18 protein-coding genes are annotated in these 15,396 nt (G+C 63.0%); 2 read left to right on the top strand and 16 right to left on the bottom strand.

Annotation, left to right across the window (positions count from 1 at the left end):
• Positions 1-395 precede the first annotated feature (395 nt).
• The 13 genes from ACIP0B_RS25365 to ACIP0B_RS25305 form a co-directional block, all read right to left on the bottom strand.
• Positions 396-1,181, bottom strand: a complete 786-nt coding sequence (locus ACIP0B_RS25365; protein WP_400837199.1) for a TatD family hydrolase — start codon at positions 1,179-1,181, stop codon at positions 396-398.
• 14 nt (positions 1,182-1,195) lie between these two features.
• Positions 1,196-1,552, bottom strand: a complete 357-nt coding sequence (locus tag ACIP0B_RS25360) for a PilZ domain-containing protein (RefSeq protein WP_400837196.1) — start codon at positions 1,550-1,552, stop codon at positions 1,196-1,198.
• Between the two features lie 68 nt (positions 1,553-1,620).
• On the bottom strand, positions 1,621-2,604 hold the full coding sequence (locus ACIP0B_RS25355) for a DNA polymerase III subunit delta' (protein WP_400837193.1): 984 nt from the start codon (positions 2,602-2,604) through the stop codon (positions 1,621-1,623).
• Positions 2,597-3,229 (bottom strand): dTMP kinase, encoded by a 633-nt coding sequence (gene tmk / locus ACIP0B_RS25350; protein WP_400837190.1) that lies wholly within the window; start codon positions 3,227-3,229, stop codon positions 2,597-2,599. Before tmk ends, ACIP0B_RS25355 begins: the two co-directional genes overlap by 8 nt.
• Positions 3,230-3,248: 19 nt before the next feature.
• On the bottom strand, positions 3,249-4,433 hold the full coding sequence (gene mltG, locus ACIP0B_RS25345; protein ID WP_400837187.1) for an endolytic transglycosylase MltG: 1,185 nt from the start codon (positions 4,431-4,433) through the stop codon (positions 3,249-3,251).
• Between the two features lie 3 nt (positions 4,434-4,436).
• The gene (pabC, locus tag ACIP0B_RS25340) at positions 4,437-5,252 is read right to left on the bottom strand and encodes an aminodeoxychorismate lyase (RefSeq protein ID WP_400837184.1); all 816 of its coding nucleotides are present in this window, start codon (positions 5,250-5,252) and stop codon (positions 4,437-4,439) included.
• A complete protein-coding gene (fabF, locus tag ACIP0B_RS25335; RefSeq protein ID WP_400837181.1) occupies positions 5,252-6,496 on the bottom strand; it encodes a beta-ketoacyl-ACP synthase II in 1,245 nt (414 codons plus the stop codon). Before fabF ends, pabC begins: the two co-directional genes overlap by 1 nt.
• 107 nt (positions 6,497-6,603) lie before the next feature.
• A complete protein-coding gene (gene acpP, locus ACIP0B_RS25330) occupies positions 6,604-6,840 on the bottom strand; it encodes an acyl carrier protein (protein ID WP_217891028.1) in 237 nt (78 codons plus the stop codon).
• A gap of 196 nt (positions 6,841-7,036) precedes the next feature.
• On the bottom strand, positions 7,037-7,777 hold the full coding sequence (fabG, locus tag ACIP0B_RS25325) for a 3-oxoacyl-ACP reductase FabG (RefSeq protein WP_085578120.1): 741 nt from the start codon (positions 7,775-7,777) through the stop codon (positions 7,037-7,039).
• Between the two features lie 16 nt (positions 7,778-7,793).
• Positions 7,794-8,732 (bottom strand): ACP S-malonyltransferase, encoded by a 939-nt coding sequence (fabD, locus tag ACIP0B_RS25320; RefSeq protein ID WP_400837177.1) that lies wholly within the window; start codon positions 8,730-8,732, stop codon positions 7,794-7,796.
• A 125-nt stretch (positions 8,733-8,857) separates the two neighbouring features.
• Positions 8,858-9,868, bottom strand: coding sequence for a phosphate acyltransferase PlsX (gene plsX, locus ACIP0B_RS25315; RefSeq protein ID WP_400837175.1), 1,011 nt, complete (start codon positions 9,866-9,868; stop codon positions 8,858-8,860).
• A gap of 4 nt (positions 9,869-9,872) precedes the next feature.
• Positions 9,873-10,055 carry a 50S ribosomal protein L32 gene (rpmF, locus tag ACIP0B_RS25310; protein WP_009406838.1) on the bottom strand — a complete coding sequence of 61 codons (183 nt, stop codon included), beginning with the start codon at positions 10,053-10,055 and terminating at the stop codon, positions 9,873-9,875.
• Between the two features lie 13 nt (positions 10,056-10,068).
• Positions 10,069-10,596: a YceD family protein gene (locus tag ACIP0B_RS25305; protein WP_085578123.1), complete on the bottom strand. Its 528-nt coding sequence runs from the start codon at positions 10,594-10,596 to the stop codon at positions 10,069-10,071.
• Between the two features lie 106 nt (positions 10,597-10,702).
• Here ACIP0B_RS25305 and ACIP0B_RS25300 point away from each other — a divergent pair, with 106 nt between their 5' ends.
• The gene (locus ACIP0B_RS25300) at positions 10,703-11,281 is read left to right on the top strand and encodes a Maf family protein (protein WP_400837171.1); all 579 of its coding nucleotides are present in this window, start codon (positions 10,703-10,705) and stop codon (positions 11,279-11,281) included.
• A gap of 48 nt (positions 11,282-11,329) precedes the next feature.
• Here the strand turns inward: ACIP0B_RS25300 and ACIP0B_RS25295 are convergent, their stop codons facing one another.
• The 3 genes from ACIP0B_RS25295 to rluC are packed head-to-tail and all read right to left on the bottom strand — an operon-like array spanning position 11,330 to position 13,952.
• Positions 11,330-12,319 (bottom strand): S49 family peptidase, encoded by a 990-nt coding sequence (locus ACIP0B_RS25295; protein ID WP_400837168.1) that lies wholly within the window; start codon positions 12,317-12,319, stop codon positions 11,330-11,332.
• Positions 12,320-12,343: 24 nt separating this feature from the next.
• Entirely contained in the window at positions 12,344-13,006 is a 663-nt protein-coding gene (locus ACIP0B_RS25290) for an HAD-IA family hydrolase (protein WP_400837165.1), read from the bottom strand.
• The gene (gene rluC, locus ACIP0B_RS25285; protein ID WP_400837162.1) at positions 12,993-13,952 is read right to left on the bottom strand and encodes a 23S rRNA pseudouridine(955/2504/2580) synthase RluC; all 960 of its coding nucleotides are present in this window, start codon (positions 13,950-13,952) and stop codon (positions 12,993-12,995) included. Before rluC ends, ACIP0B_RS25290 begins: the two co-directional genes overlap by 14 nt.
• A 700-nt stretch (positions 13,953-14,652) precedes the next feature.
• On the opposite strand from rluC, the gene ACIP0B_RS25280 reads away from it, so the two are divergent.
• Positions 14,653-15,396, top strand: a 744-nt coding sequence (locus tag ACIP0B_RS25280) for a ribonuclease E/G (protein ID WP_400837160.1), incomplete at its 3' end; no start/stop codon positions are given.

The following is a 15,396-nucleotide window of genomic DNA, read 5'->3' as shown; positions in this document are numbered from 1 at the left end:
AATTTCTTGCTCGCGGCGACGAAACTCACGGACCTTACGAGGTTCTTTGTGCATAAGAAAAGGTCTGTAGGGGTCAAAATACGAAGCCGCGTATTATGCCTAACTTGCGCAAAAATGCACGGATCATCCGACCATATCTGTGTATCCCGTTCATTTCACGAACGTTTGCCGGGGAATGAGAACTCAACCGAAGCGATCGTATTCCAAATTTGTTTAAAAACCCCGGCCGACCCGCTGGACTGAACGCCAGACTGATCAATACTTGAACTGTCGGGCGGCATCTCCCCCAAGTGCCGCGCCGGTAAAGGTACCAAAGGACCGCGTGCCTTTGTTTTACTCCTAATGGTCTTAACCCGGATTCACCCCCCAGAACCCGGGTTTTTTTTGCCTGCGATTCAGGCGCTTACATGGGCCAGCGGAAACAGCCGCCTGAAGTTCGCCGTGGTCTGCTCGGCAAAGCGCTCGTAGCTCTCCCCCCGCAGCATCGCCAGGAACTCTGCCACTTCCCGCACGTACTGCGGCAGGTTCGGCTTGCCGCGATACGGGATCGGCGCGAGGTAAGGCGAGTCGGTCTCCACCAGCAGCCGATCGGCCGGAACGCGGCTGGCCACATCGCGCAACGCATCGGCGTTGCGGAACGTCACGATGCCCGACAGGGAAATGTAGTAGCCCATGTCGAGGGCGGCCTTGGCCATGTCCCAATCCTCGGTGAAGCAATGCAGCACGCCGGCCTGGGGCAGCGCCGCCTCGCGCAACAGCGCCAGGGTGTCCTCGCGCGCGCCACGGGTATGGATGATCACCGGCTTGCCGGTCTGCTGCGCGGCCTGCAGGTGCAACCGGAAGGACTCCTGCTGGAGCTCGGCGGCTTCCGGTTCGTAGTGGTAGTCCAGCCCGGTCTCACCGATGGCCACCACTTTGGGGTGATCGACCTCGCGCAACAGCCAGTCCAGCGCCGGCGCCGCGCCCGGCTGGACGTCCAGCGGATGCACACCCACCGAACAGTCGACATCGTCGTAACGTTCGGCCAGCGCTTTCACATCGGCGGCGTTGTCGGCGCTGACGCCGATGCACAGAAAATGCCCGACCCCGCGTTGCCGGGCGGTATCCAGGGCGGCATCCAGGGAGCCGTCGTGGGCGGCGAGGTCAAGGCGATCGAGGTGGCAATGGGAATCTACAAGCATAAAAAGGCTGCAACTTACATCGTATGAGTGGGACGGTCGGACTTCAGGGCTCCGGCCAGGTGGGTTTCGATGCGACTGCGGGCGGTGTTGTCGCCATCGTTGAACTGCACGCCGACGCCCGCCGCGCGGTTGCCTTGCGCCCCTTTCGGGGTGATCCAGGCCACCTTGCCGGCGACCGGAATCTTTTCCGCCTCGTCCATCAGGTGCAGCAGCATGAACACCTCATCGCCCAACCTGTAGCTTTTGTTGGTCGGGATGAACAGGCCTCCGTTTTTGATGAACGGCATGTAGGCGGCGTACAGCACAGACTTGTCCTTGATGGCCAGGGACAGGATGCCGTTGCGCGGCCCGGGGCTGACAGGTTCATTCATGTTGACCTCCACTGCTGATCTTCAGAGTCTAGGCGCACACCATCGCTTTTGGGTCGTTCATTCAGCCATCACCGCTGGGCAGGCAACCCCGCCCACTGCACCAGCAGCGACTCCAGCAACAGCGCCGGATTGAGGTTGGCCTTGCTCAGCACCTTCTGGCGCTGGGCCAGGATCCAGTCCTGGATGTCGAGCACTTTGCCCTGGGCGCTTTTCTGCGCCAGGTACTGCACGACCTTTTGCATGTCGCCCAGGCCCAGGCCGTTTTCATCCTGGGTCAACTGATAGCGCAGGATCAGGTTCGACCAATCGCAGAACCAGTCGAACAGGCGCAGCATCGGAATACTCTTCCATTCCTCGGCCAGTTGCATCGCGGACTGCTGCTGCTTGAGCAGCTTCTTCACCCCGTCGACCACCTGCGCCCGCTGCTCCCGCACGCCCTGATTGTGCAAGGTGACCGCCGCCAGCGGCGAACCGGCGGCCAGGGTCAACAGTTCGACACGCTCGTCTTCGGAACATTCCGGCAAGGCGCCGGCCAGCCACGTCAGGCTCATGGCCTCGCCCGGCAGCGGACAAGCCTGCTGCACGCAGCGGCTCTTGATCGTCGGCAGCAGGCGGCTCGGCTGGTGGCTGACCAACAGCAGCACGGTGTCGCCGGAAGGCTCCTCAAGGCTCTTGAGCAAGGCGTTGGCGGCGTTGATGTTCATCGACTCCACCGGCTCGATCAGCACCACTTTGCGCCCGCCCAGTTGCGCGGTCTGCACCACGAAACTCACCAGGTCGCGCACTTGGTCGACCTTGATCGCCTTGTCGGCCTCCTCCGGCTCCAGGATGTAGTTGTCCGGATGGCTGCCGGCCTTGAGCAGCAGGCAGGATTTGCATTCGCCGCAGGCGTCCGGCGTCGGTCGCTGGCACAGCAGACTGGCCATCAGCCGTTCGGCCAGCGCCCGCTTGCCGATCCCGGCGGGGCCGTGCAGCAGGTAAGCGTGCGCGTGCTGGCTGCGGCCGGCCAGTTGCCGCCAGAGGCCGTCCTGCCACGGATAGGCTTCAGCCACGGCTGCGCTCCAGCAGACGCGGCAGCAAGGCGTCGATGGAGCGCTGAACCTGGGCCAAAGGCTGAGCGGCATCGATCAGGGCATAACGCTCAGGATCCGCCGCGGCCCGCTTGAGGAACGCACTGCGCACCGCCTCGAAAAACGCCTGCCCTTCCAGCTCGAAACGATCCAGCCGGCCCCGGGCCGCGGCCCGGGCCAGGCCGACATCCACCGGCAGGTCGAAAATCAGCGTCAGGTCCGGGCGCAGATCGCCCTGGACAAAGCTTTCCAGCGTGGCGATGCGCTCCAGCGACAAGCCGCGACCACCGCCCTGGTACGCGTAGGTCGAATCGGTGAAGCGGTCGCACAGCACCACCGCACCGCGGGCCAGCGCCGGACGGATCACTTCGGCCAGGTGCTGCGCACGGGCCGCGAACACCAGCAGCAGTTCGGTGTCCGGGTTCATGACCTCATCGGCCGGAGCCAGCAGCACTTCACGGATCCGCTCGGCCATCGGCGTGCCGCCGGGTTCGCGGGTCAGCACCACTTCGATGCCGGCGTCGCGCAGGCGCTCGGCGAGATACTCGCGGTTGGTGCTCTTGCCGGCGCCTTCCGGGCCTTCCAGGGTGATAAACAAGCCAGTCACAGGCAGTCCTTCATCAAGTTCATTGCGTCGTTTGCGGAGCGGTCGCGTCGGGGGCCGGCACCGGTTCCTGCGGAGGAACCGACGGCAACGACTCCGGCGCGGCATCGGGCGAGGCCGCAGGCATTGCATCCTCGCCCGCCGGTGCAGCTTCCGGCGCGGCGACCTGACCGGCCGGCGCGGGGCTCGAGCGGTAGTCGGCGCGCCGCTTGAGCTGGAACTCACGCACGGCGTTGTTGTGCGCGTCCAGATCGTCGGAGAAGACATGGCTGCCATCGCCACGGGCGACGAAATACAGGCTGTTGCCTTCCACCGGATTGAGCGCCGCGTGGATCGCCTCGCGTCCGACCATGGCGATCGGCGTCGGCGGCAATCCCGGAATCACATACGTGTTGTAGGGCGTGGCTTCCTTGAGATGGGCGCGGGTCAGCTTGCCGTTGTAGCGGTCGCCCAGCCCGTAGATCACGGTCGGATCGGTCTGCAGCTGCATGCCGAGCGCCATGCGCCGCACGAACACGCCGGCGATCTGGCCGCGCTCCTGGGGCACGCCGGTTTCCTTCTCCACCAGCGAAGCCATGATCAACGCCTGGTAAGGCTCGGTGTAAGGTGCATCGGCCGAGCGGCTCTCCCACTCCTTGGCCAACACTTCGTCCAGGCGGTCGAAGGCCTTCTTGAGCAGCTCGGTGTCGCTCATGCCACGCACGAAACGGTAGGTGTCCGGGAAGAAACGGCCTTCCGGGAACAGGCCGCGATGGCCGATCTTCTCCATCACCTGGCTGTCGCTGAGGCCGTTGAGGGTCTGCTCGAGCTTCTCGTCCTTGGCCAAGGCGGCGCGCACCTGATGGAAGTTCCAGCCTTCGACCAGGGTCAGGCTGTACTGAACCACATCCCCCCGCTTCCACAACTCGATCAGACCGTTGACGGTCATGCCCGGCTGCATGCGGTATTCACCGCTGTGAATCGGGGTGCCGGCCAGGTTGAAGCGCCAATAGACCCGCAGCCAGAAAGCGTCCTTGATGACGCCGTCAGCTTCAAGCCCGAGGAAAGTGCGGGTCGGGGTCGACCCCTTGGGTACATCCAGCAGTTCTTCCTGCGTGATGTTCAGCGGCTGTTCCAGCGCCGAATGAATCTTCCAGGCGCTCGCGCCCATCAGCAGCCCTGCCAGAACCAGTCCGGTCTCCAGCAGCAGCAATAATTTACGTCTCACGAATCAGGCATCCAGTAGCGCGCGGGCAATGGTTTGCAGTTTACGGGTGAGCGGGCCAACCGGCCAGCTCAGTGCGGCGCAGGCACGTACCGGCCAGACGCCATAGACGCTGTTGCAGACAAACACTTCATCGGCCCATTGCAGCTGTTCGAGGCCGATGTCGGTGATTTGGGTGGCAATTCCAAGGGCACGGGCCTGAGACAGCAGCTCGGCGCGCATCACACCGGCCACCCCGCAACGCTTCAGGTCTGCGGTGACCAGTACGCCGTCGCGCACCAGGAACAGGTTGCTGAACACGCCCTCGATCACCCGGCCGGCCTGATCGAGCATCAGGCCTTCGGCGTGCTCGCCATCCTGCCATTCGGCGCGGGCGATGACCTGTTCCAGGCGATTGAGATGCTTGAGCCCGGCAAGGAGCGGTTGATGGGAGAGGCGTGTGCTGCACGGAAACAGACGAACGCCCTGCTCGCCATGGGCCGCGGGATAGGTCGCCGGAGGGTTGCCCAGCAGGATGCGCCGGCCCTGGGCCGCCGCGTCTGGCGCATACCCCCGCAGGCCGTCGCCACGGGTGAGGATGAGTTTGAGCACACCTTCGCCCATCGCCCGGGCGTAGGCCGACAGCTCATGGCGAACCTGCTCGATGTCGGCCGCGATGGCCAGGCGCGAGCAGCCTTCGGCCAGGCGCGCCAGATGCCGCTCCAGCAACAGCGGCTGCCCGCCCCGCACGGCGACGGTCTCGAACAGGCCGTCGCCGTAGGCCAGGCCGCGGTCTTTCAGCGACAGTGCGTCAGCCGGTTGACCGTCGACCCAGCAGTCCATCAGCCGGCGAACCGGCGGAACGCCAACGTGCCGTTGGTGCCGCCAAACCCGAAGGAGTTGGACAGCACGACGTCGATGTCCATGTTGCGCGCAGTGTGCGGCACGAAATCGAGGTCGCAGCCGTCGTCCGGCTCATCGAGGTTGATGGTCGGAGGCGCCACCTGACCGTTGATCGCCAGCACGCTGAAGATCGCCTCGACCGCCCCCGCCGCACCCAGCAGGTGGCCGGTCATCGACTTGGTCGAGCTCACGGCCAGCCTGTAGGCGTGATCGCCGAACACGGACTTGATCGCCTGGGCTTCGGCGAGGTCGCCGGCCGGGGTCGAAGTGCCGTGAGCGTTGATGTACTGCACCTGGTCGGCGTTGATCTTCGCGTCACGCAGCGCATTGGTGATGCATCGTGCGGCACCGGCGCCGTCGGCGGGCGGCGACGTCATGTGGTAGGCATCGCCGCTGGTGCCGAAGCCGATCAGTTCGGCGTAGATGGTCGCGCCACGGGCCTTGGCGTGCTCCAGCTCTTCGAGCACCAGGGCGCCGGCGCCGTCGGACAGCACGAAACCGTCGCGGCCCTTGTCCCACGGACGGCTGGCACGGGTAGGCTCGTCGTTGCGGGTCGACAGCGCGCGGGAGGCGCCGAAGCCGCCCATGCCCAGGCCGCAGGCGGCCATTTCGGCACCGCCGGCAATCATCACGTCGGCTTCGCCGTACATGATGTTGCGAGCCGCCATGCCGATGCAGTGCGTACCGGTGGTGCAGGCCGTGGCGATGGCGTAGTTGGGCCCCTGTGCGCCCAGGTGGATCGACAGGAAGCCAGAAATCATGTTGATGATCGAGCCGGGCACGAAGAACGGGGAAATCCGGCGCGGGCCGGTTTCGTGCAAGGTGCGGCTGGTTTCTTCGATGTTGGTCAGACCGCCGATACCCGAACCCATGGCCACGCCAATGCGTTCACGGTTGGCGTCGGTGACTTCCAGGCCGGCGTTGCGCACGGCCTGAAAACCCGCAGCGAGACCGTACTGAATGAACAGGTCGAGCTTGCGTGCTTCCTTGACCGACAGGTATTCCTCGACATTGAAGCCCTTTACCGAGCCGCCAAAGCGGGTGGAATAGGCAGAAAGGTCGGTGTGTTCGATCAGACCAATGCCACTGCGGCCAGCCAGAATGCCCTGCCAACTGCTCGGCACGTCCGTGCCCAGTGGCGACAACATACCCATACCGGTGACTACGACGCGTCTACGCGACACAGCACTCTCCTTTTTCAAATGACGATTTGCATCAGGCCTAAAGAAAAAACCGCACGCCATGATGGCAGTGCGGTTTTTCCATGACAGCGAACAACGATTACAAACTATTACGCCTTGTTAGCGTTAACGTAATCGATTGCAGCTTGTACGGTAGTGATCTTCTCGGCTTCTTCGTCAGGGATTTCGGTCTCGAATTCCTCTTCCAGAGCCATCACCAGCTCAACGGTGTCAAGGGAGTCGGCACCCAGGTCGTCAACGAAGGAAGATTCGTTCTTCACTTCTTCTTCTTTAACACCCAGTTGCTCGGCAACGATTTTCTTGACGCGCTCTTCGATGGTGCTCATACCTTGTTTTCACTCCTAATGGACAAATTCAGGCAGCTGGCCAGTGGGTAAGTGTATAGAAAGGCTTTTCAGCTTTTCAACTGAAAGCTTCACTCCTCGAACCCTGCAGCCCTCTGCCTATAAATAGATTGCAGCTTTATAACGGATTTTAGACAGCTCGTATGACATTTTTTTGAAGCAATCCGTCACATTTGTCTTACATGTACATCCCGCCGTTCACCGGGATTGTAGCCCCGGTCACGTATGCCGCGCCGTCGGACGCAAGAAAAGCGACCACGGATGCGATCTCTTGAGCCTGCCCCAGACGACCCAGCGGAATTTGCGTCTGCAGGGCTTCGCGCTGCGCTTCCGGCAGCTCGCGGGTCATATCGGTGTCGATGAACCCCGGGGTCACCGAGTTGACCGTAATCGAACGCGAACCGACTTCACGGGCCATCGCCCGGCTGAAACCTTCCAGACCGGCCTTGGCGGCCGCATAGTTTACTTGGCCGGCGTTGCCCATGGCACCCACCACCGAGCCGATACTGATGATCCGACCCCAACGCGCCTTGGTCATGCCGCGCAGAACGCCCTTGGACAGGCGATACAGACTGTTCAGGTTGGTATCGATCACGTCGTACCATTCGTCGTCTTTCATGCGCATCATCAGGTTGTCGCGGGTGATGCCGGCATTGTTGACCAGGATCGCCGGCGCGCCGAACTGCTCCTGGATGCTTGCCAGCACCGCGCTGACGGACTCGTCGCTGGTGACGTTGAGTTCCAGGCCGGTGCCCTGGATGCCGTGTTCCTTCAGGGTGGCGGCAATGCGCTCGGCGCCCGACGCGGAAGTCGCGGTGCCGACGACGATGGCGCCCTGACGACCCAGTTCCAGGGCGATGGCCTGGCCGATGCCACGGCTCGCGCCGGTGACCAGTGCAACTTTACCTTGCAGACTCATGCAAGTTTCTCCTGATTCAGGCCTGCGCTGCACGGGCGGCAGCGAAAGCGTCTGGGGTATTGAGGTTGGAAGTCGATACGCCTTCGGCGCAGCGCTTGTTCAGGCCGGCCAGGACCTTGCCGGGACCGCACTCGACCAGGCTGGTCGCGCCGCTGGCGGCCAGGGTCTGTACGGACTCGACCCAGCGCACCGGCTTGTACAGCTGTTCGAGCAGGTCACGCTTGAGGGTGTCCAGATCCGCCGGCACCTGGGCGCTGACGTTCTGCACCACCGGAATCTGCGGCGCCTGCCAGTCGATGGCGGCGACGGCTTCGGCGAAGCGCTCAGCGGCCGGACGCATCAGTTCGCAGTGCGACGGCACGCTCACCGGCAGCGGCATGGCCCGCTTGGCGCCTTTGGCCTTGCAGATTTCGATGGCACGGTCGACGGCCGCCTTGGCGCCGGCGATCACCACCTGGCCCGGCGAGTTGAAATTGACCGCGCTCACCACTTCGCCCTGTGCCGCTTCGGCGCAGGCGGCCCGCACGTCGGCGTCTTCCAGGCCGAGAATGGCAGCCATGCCGCCCTGACCGGCCGGAACCGCTTCCTGCATCAACTGGCCACGGCGCTCGACGAGCTTCACCGCATCGGCCAGGCTCAGGCTGCCGGCGGCGACCAGCGCGCTGTACTCGCCCAGGCTGTGGCCGGCGACGAACGCCGGACGCGCGCCACCTTCAGCCAGCCACAGGCGCCACAGAGCGATGGAGGCGGTCAGGATGGCGGGTTGGGTCTTGTCGGTCTGGTTGAGCAGCTCTTCCGGGCCCTGCTGGGTCAGCGCCCACAGGTCGTAGCCCAGGGCATCGGAGGCTTCTTTGAAGGTTTCGAGGATCGATGGATGTTCCGCGCCCAGCTCGGCCAGCATGCCGAGGGACTGCGAACCCTGTCCTGGAAAGACGAATGCGAGGGAAGCAGACATGTAACAAGCCCCTAATGATCTTGTCGTCGAAGAATTGGCGCCCCGCTAGGAGGACGCAAGAAACTGACAGTTGGATGGCCCTTTGAACCGGGCGGTCACATTTAAGCATTGTCCGACGAAAACGCCTAAGACAACAAATCCCCCAGACGGCCGTGAAGACGCTCGGGCAGGTTCTCCTGAATCTCGATCAAGGCGCGCTGAATCGCGCTCTGAAAGCCCTGAACCCCAGCGGAGCCGTGACTTTTCACCACAATGCCCTGCAACCCGAGGAAACTCGCCCCGTTGTGCCGCGCCGGCGCCAGGTCGGCCTGCAAGCGCTTCATCAGCGGCAACGCCAGCGCTCCGACCGCCCGGGACGCCATGTTCTTCTTGAACAGCGCCTCGATTCGCGCCGAGATCATCGCCGCCAGCCCTTCGCTGGACTTGAGCAGGATATTGCCGACGAACCCGTCGCACACCACGACATCCGCTTCGCCGCGGTACAACCCGTCCCCTTCGACGAACCCGATGTAGTGAATGCCCCGTGCGGCCTGCAGCAAGGTGGCCGCCAGCTTGACCTGCTGGTTGCCTTTGATGTCCTCGGTGCCGATATTCAGCAGCGCCACCCGCGGACGGGCAATGCCCAGGGTCTGCGCCGCCACCGACCCCATCACCGCGAACTGCAGCAGATGCTCGGCGCTGCAATCGACGTTGGCCCCCAGATCGAGCAGCTGGCAATAGCCTTTCTGGGTCGGGATCGCCGCGACCATCGCCGGACGGTCGATGCCGGGCAAGGTCTTGAGCACGAAACGGGAGAGCGCCATCAGCGCACCGGTGTTGCCGGCGCTGACACAGGCCTGGACCTTGCCGTCGCGCAGCAGCTCAAGGGCGACACGCATCGACGAGTCCGGTTTGCCGCGCAGGGCCTGGGCCGGTTTTTCGTCCATGGTGATGACTTCGGACGCCGGCATGATCGTCAGGCGCGCGCGATCCGCAGCCGATTGGCCGCTGAGCAGTTCTTCAAGTAGGGAGGGTTGACCGACGAGGGTCAGGTGCAGCGAGGGTGTGGCGGAAAGGCAAGCGAGGCTGGCCTGAACAATGCTGCGGGGACCGAAGTCCCCGCCCATTGCGTCAATCGCGATGACTTGAGCGGACAAGTGATTACTCGTCGGCGCCCTTGTCGATCACTTTACGGCCACGGTATACGCCTTCTGGCGATACGTGGTGACGCAGGTGTACTTCACCGGTGGTTTTTTCCACGGACAGAGCGTTCGCCTCGAGAGCGTCGTGCGAACGGCGCATGTCACGGGCAGAGCGGGATTTTTTGTTCTGCTGAACAGCCATAATTGATTAACTCCTAAACGTTTGGGTCACGCTTTAACTGCGCCAATACACTGAACGGGTTGGACCGCGTTACCTCGTCCTCGCTCGGCTCGGGCTCATCTGCGCCCGCCGGCTGCTGGCATTCTTCCGGATGATGAGCAGGCACAATGGGCAAGGCGAGCAGAAGCTCTTCCTCGATCAGTGACTGCAGATCCAAAGGATCTTCGCCCAGTTCCAGCACGTCATAACCTTTCGGTAACGACTGGGTATTCGCACCCTCCTTCACCACCGCGTAACTGCATTCGCTGTGGATCGGCAGGGTGACCAGCTCAAGACAACGCTGGCAAACCATTTTGACTTCAGTGTCGATAACGCTGTGGATCACCACGGCATTACGTTCATCTCGTTCAAAAACGAATTTGGCCTGCACCGTACCGACATCGTCGGAAAGCGGGTCGCAGAGTCTCTCCAAATCGGCCAGCAGCAGCTCACCTTGAAGGGTGGCGCCACGATCAGCCAATTTGCGCGGGTCAACGTGAGGTGGAATCGGGTCATTCAACATAGGCGCAGCATTATAGGGATGCCCCCGCCCATGTCAAAGGAAATTCCGCCCTGTCCGTCACTTGCCCGCCTCCGCTAGAATCCCGACCCTGCCTCAGGAGATGCGCATGCTGCCTTTATTACTCGCCTCAAGCTCGACCTACCGCCGGGAATTGCTCAGCCGCCTGCGCCTGCCGTTCATCTGCCGGTCGCCGGACATCGACGAAAGCCATCGCCCGAACGAGTCCGCCACCGAACTGGTCAAGCGCCTTGCCGAACAGAAGGCCCGCGCCCTCGCCGACAGCCACCCCGACCATCTGATCATCGGCTCCGACCAGGTCGCCGTGCTCGGCGACCGGATCATCGGCAAGCCGCACACCTTCGAAAAGGCCCGCGAACAACTGCTGTCCGCCAGCGGCACCAGCGTCACATTCCTCACCGGGCTGGCCCTGCTCAACAGCCGCACAGGCCAGTGTCAAATCGACTGCATTCCCTTCACGGTGCACATGCGCACCCTGGACGAGAACCGCATCGAGCGCTACCTGCGCGCCGAACAGCCGTACGACTGCGCCGGCAGCTTCAAGGCCGAAGGCTTGGGCGTGAGCCTGTTCCAGCGCACCGAAGGCCCGGACGCCACTAGCCTGGTCGGCCTGCCGCTGATTCGCCTGACCGACATGCTGCTGACCGAAGGCGTGCAAATTCCCTGACCCACAAAAAACCGGCCCTCAAGGCCGGTTTCCGGTATCAGAGAGCGCTCAGCGCAGCGACGGACCGTGAAAGCCCATCCACATCGCCAACTGCTCGGCCACGCTGGCGCCGAGCTTCTTGGAGAAACGGTCGAACGGCGACTCCTGGACAGTGAAGTCCACCAGTTCCTTTTCGCCGATCACATCGCGCGCCACCGAGCTGGCATTGCCCAGCCCGTCGATCAACCCCAGCGGCAAAGCCTGCTCGCCGGACCAGACCAGGCCAGAGAAGAGTTCAGGATGCTCCTTGTCCTTGAGCCGGTCGCCACGCCCCTTCTTGACGCTGTTGATGAACTGCTGGTGCGTCGTATCCAGCACGCCCTGCCAGAACGCCGTCTCTTCAGGCTTCTGCGGCTGGAACGGATCCAGGAACGACTTGTGCTCGCCGGAAGTGTAGGTGCGGCGCTCGACCCCCAGCTTCTCCATGGTGCCGACAAAGCCATAACCCGCCGCCGTCACCCCGATAGAGCCCACCAGGCTGGCCTTGTCGGCATAGATCTGATCCGCCGCGCTGGCGATGTAGTAGGCACCGGACGCCCCGAGGTCGGAAATGACCGCATACAGCTTGGTATCCGGGTTCAGTCCACGCAGGCGCTTGATTTCGTCATACACGTAACCCGACTGCACCGGACTGCCGCCCGGGCTGTTGATCCGCAGGATCACGCCCTTGACCTTCTTGTCCTCGAACGCCGCCCTGAGGCTGCCGACGATGTTGTCGGCGCTGGCCGGCTCCTTGTCGGCGATCATGCCGTTGATGTCGATCAAGGCGGTGTAGTTCGGGCCGCGGGCCGCGCTTTTCTCCATGTCCATCAGCGGCGTGAACAGGATCAAGGCAACAAACAGGTACACAAACGTCAGCAGCTTGAAGAAGATCCCCCAGCGCCGCGAACGGCGCTGTTCCTGCACGCTGGCCAACAGGGTCTTCTCCAGCAGCTTCCAGCTCTTCGCATCACCGTCCTCGGCGCTTGCCTTGGCCGGTGCTTTCCATTCGTCGGTCATGCCATCCACCCCAGGGAAAACGTATTAGGCCTGCTGCCCCAGCCAGGCGTGCAATTGAGAGAACCGGTCGATCGTCAGACGCGGCTCGAACACCCTCAGCGCCTCGATCGGCTGAGCGCCGTAGCTGACCGCCACCGACCCCATGCCGGCATTGCGCGCCATCTCCAGGTCGAAGGAAGAGTCCCCGACCATCAGCGCCTGCTCCGGACTCACGCCGCAATGGGCAAGGATCTGCTCCAGCATCAACGGATGCGGCTTGCTCGCGGTTTCGTCGGCGGCCCGGGTGATATCGAAATAATCTTCCCAGCCATGTGCCCTCAGCACCCGATCCAGGCCGCGCCGGGCCTTGCCGGTCGCCACCGCCAGGCGGTAACCGTCGGCGCGGAACGACTCCAGCGATTCGGCCACGCCCTCGAACAGCGGCGAAGGCACGGCTTCGGCAGCGATGTAGTGATCGGCGTAGTGCCCGCGGAACGCGATCAGTTCGTCATCGCCGATCTCCGGATACAGGGTGCGGATCGCCTCGGGCAACCCCAGCCCGATGATGCCCTTGACGGCGGAATCATCGCGCAACTCGAAGCCGGAACGCTCGGAGGCGACGTGCATCGCCTCGACGATCCGACCGATGGAGTCGGCCAGCGTGCCGTCCCAATCGAAGATCAGCAGTTTGTAGTCAGGGTGCTGCACTCAGGCGCTCCACGGTCTTGGCCCACATGTCGTCCACCGGGGCCTGCAATTTCAGTTCACCGCCGTCAGGCAGCGGCACCGTCAGCATGTACGCATGCAGAAACAGACGCTTGCCGCCCAACTCGCGGATTTCCTTGGTGAAATCATCGTCGCCGTACTTGCTGTCGCCGGCGATGCAATGCCCGGCATGCAGCGTATGCACGCGGATCTGGTGGGTACGCCCGGTCACCGGCTTGGCCTCGACCATGGTCGCGAACTCGCCGAAGCGGCGCAGCACCTTGAACACGGTCAACGCCTCCTTGCCCTCGTCGTTGACTTCGACCATGCGCTCGCCGGAGCGCAGGTTGCTCTTGAGCAACGGTGCGCGCACCTGCTTGATCGATGTCGCCCAGTGGCCGCGCACCAGCGCCATGTACCGCTTGTCGACGCCGTCACCGCGCAACTGCTCGTGCAAGTGACGCAGCATGCTGCGCTTCTTGGCGATCATCAGCAGGCCGGAGGTGTCGCGGTCGAGGCGGTGCACCAGCTCCAGCTCCTTCGCGTCGGGACGCAACTGACGAAAGGCTTCGATCACGCCGAAATTGAGCCCGCTGCCGCCGTGAACCGCAATGCCGGCGGGCTTGTTGATCACGATCAGGGCCTTGTCTTCGTAGACGATCGCTTCTTCCAGGCGCTGCAGCAAGCCCTGGGCGACCGGCACAGGCTCGTCGCGCTCAGGCACGCGCACCGGCGGCACACGCACGACATCGCCGGCCTGAAGCTTGTACTCGGGCTTGATCCGCCCCTTGTTCACCCGCACTTCACCTTTGCGCAAAATGCGGTAAATCAAGGTCTTGGGCACGCCTTTGAGACGGGCTAGGAGGAAATTGTCGATTCGCTGGCCGGCATATTCCGGCGAGACCTCGAGCATTTGAACGCCGGAGGTCGGAGGGGTTGTGGTCGTCATGGCGCGGATGATAACAATTTTTATGGAATTGAAGCACTTAATCATTGCTGCTATAGTCGCGAACGCCGCCAAAAGCGGCCTGGACAGCGGAACCACGGTCAAAGACCGGCCCTGACCAACGCAATTCACCAGGGCGCAAGGCCGTCCTACGGGGCTTTCGCTACGTAACGGTGGAGTTTGCAGGTGCAACGAGCGCAGGTGACATGAGGCCTGATTCACGCCGCCAGGCAGAGTTTCCACTCGCCAGGCGCGCCATATTCACGGCCAGTTCACAAAGTGCAGTCATCTGCGGATGACCCCGAGCGAAGGCTTCGGAAACATCGCCTGAAAAATAGCCATGATGCGTGACCTCCCCTTCCGGAGCTCACGGTAAATGCCAACCCGCTGCGGATTCTGCGCGCGGCAGCACCCGAATTATCAGGGATACGTGTAGGGTGGAGATGCACAACCGCTGGACTGCGTAGCGACAGGCTTTATCAAGACGCTTCATCCCGTCCGCAGCCGCCGGTTGATTCCTCCTCCTGACTGAGTGCTTAAGTAGCCACAGCAAGCAGGACGCGTACGTCGCGATACCCGCGCCACAGGCCGGACATCGCTGGACACGGGAATGGCCAGCCACTCCCGACGCACCTGACACCGACCGTGAGAAGTCGTGTGTGCCGAACGCCGTTTCCGGCAGCCCGGAAACCGACGGTACTACATGAAAAGAATGCTGATTAACGCAACTCAACCCGAAGAGTTGCGTGTTGCCCTGGTAGACGGCCAGCGCCTCTACGACCTGGACATCGAGTCCGGTGCCCGCGAGCAGAAAAAGGCCAACATCTACAAGGGCCGCATCACGCGCATCGAACCTAGCCTCGAGGCCGCCTTCGTCGATTTCGGCTCCGAGCGCCACGGCTTCCTGCCCCTCAAAGAAATTTCCCGCGAATACTTCAAGAAAGCCCCTGAAGGCCGCGTCAACATCAAGGACGTCCTGAGCGAAGGCCAGGAAGTCATCGTCCAGGTCGAGAAAGAAGAACGTGGCAACAAGGGCGCCGCCCTGACCACCTTCATCAGCCTGGCCGGCCGCTACCTCGTGCTGATGCCGAACAACCCGCGCGCCGGCGGCATCTCCCGCCGCATCGAAGGCGAAGAGCGCAACGAACTGCGCGAAGCGCTGAACGGCCTGGTGGCTCCGGCCGACATGGGCCTGATCGTGCGCACCGCAGGCCTGGGCCGCAGCAGCGAAGAAATGCAGTGGGACCTCGACTACCTGCTGCAGCTGTGGACCGCCATCAAGGAAGCCTCGCTGGACCGTTCCGCGCCGTTCCTGATCTACCAGGAAAGCAACGTCATCATCCGCGCCATCCGCGACTACCTGCGCCAGGACATCGGCGAAGTGCTGATCGACAGCGTCGAAGCCCAGGACGAAGCCCTGACCTTCATCCGTCAGGTGATGCCGCAG

Origin of the sequence: Pseudomonas sp. NPDC089534 (genome assembly GCF_044749305.1) — a bacterium.
Lineage (GTDB): Bacteria > Pseudomonadota > Gammaproteobacteria > Pseudomonadales > Pseudomonadaceae > Aquipseudomonas > Aquipseudomonas ekonensis.
Note: the sequence above shows the minus strand (reverse complement) of the source record. Positions and strands in the feature narration are given on the sequence as shown.

Bases quoted from the DNA above. Each gene is read 5' to 3' on its own strand.
- ACIP0B_RS25365 (WP_400837199.1), bottom strand. From the start codon at position 1,181: ATGCTTGTAGATTCCCATTGCCACCTCGATCGCCTTGACCTCGCCGCC.
- ACIP0B_RS25360 (WP_400837196.1), bottom strand. From the start codon at position 1,552: ATGAATGAACCTGTCAGCCCCGGGCCGCGCAACGGCATCCTGTCCCTG.
- pabC (WP_400837184.1), bottom strand. From the start codon at position 5,252: ATGGACTGCTGGGTCGACGGTCAACCGGCTGACGCACTGTCGCTGAAA.
- acpP (WP_217891028.1), bottom strand. From the start codon at position 6,840: ATGAGCACCATCGAAGAGCGCGTCAAGAAAATCGTTGCCGAGCAACTG.
- fabG (WP_085578120.1), bottom strand. From the start codon at position 7,777: ATGAGTCTGCAAGGTAAAGTTGCACTGGTCACCGGCGCGAGCCGTGGC.
- fabD (WP_400837177.1), bottom strand. From the start codon at position 8,732: ATGTCTGCTTCCCTCGCATTCGTCTTTCCAGGACAGGGTTCGCAGTCC.
- rpmF (WP_009406838.1), bottom strand. From the start codon at position 10,055: ATGGCTGTTCAGCAGAACAAAAAATCCCGCTCTGCCCGTGACATGCGC.
- ACIP0B_RS25305 (WP_085578123.1), bottom strand. From the start codon at position 10,596: ATGTTGAATGACCCGATTCCACCTCACGTTGACCCGCGCAAATTGGCT.
- ACIP0B_RS25300 (WP_400837171.1), top strand. From the start codon at position 10,703: ATGCTGCCTTTATTACTCGCCTCAAGCTCGACCTACCGCCGGGAATTG.
- ACIP0B_RS25295 (WP_400837168.1), bottom strand. From the start codon at position 12,319: ATGACCGACGAATGGAAAGCACCGGCCAAGGCAAGCGCCGAGGACGGT.
- rluC (WP_400837162.1), bottom strand. From the start codon at position 13,952: ATGACGACCACAACCCCTCCGACCTCCGGCGTTCAAATGCTCGAGGTC.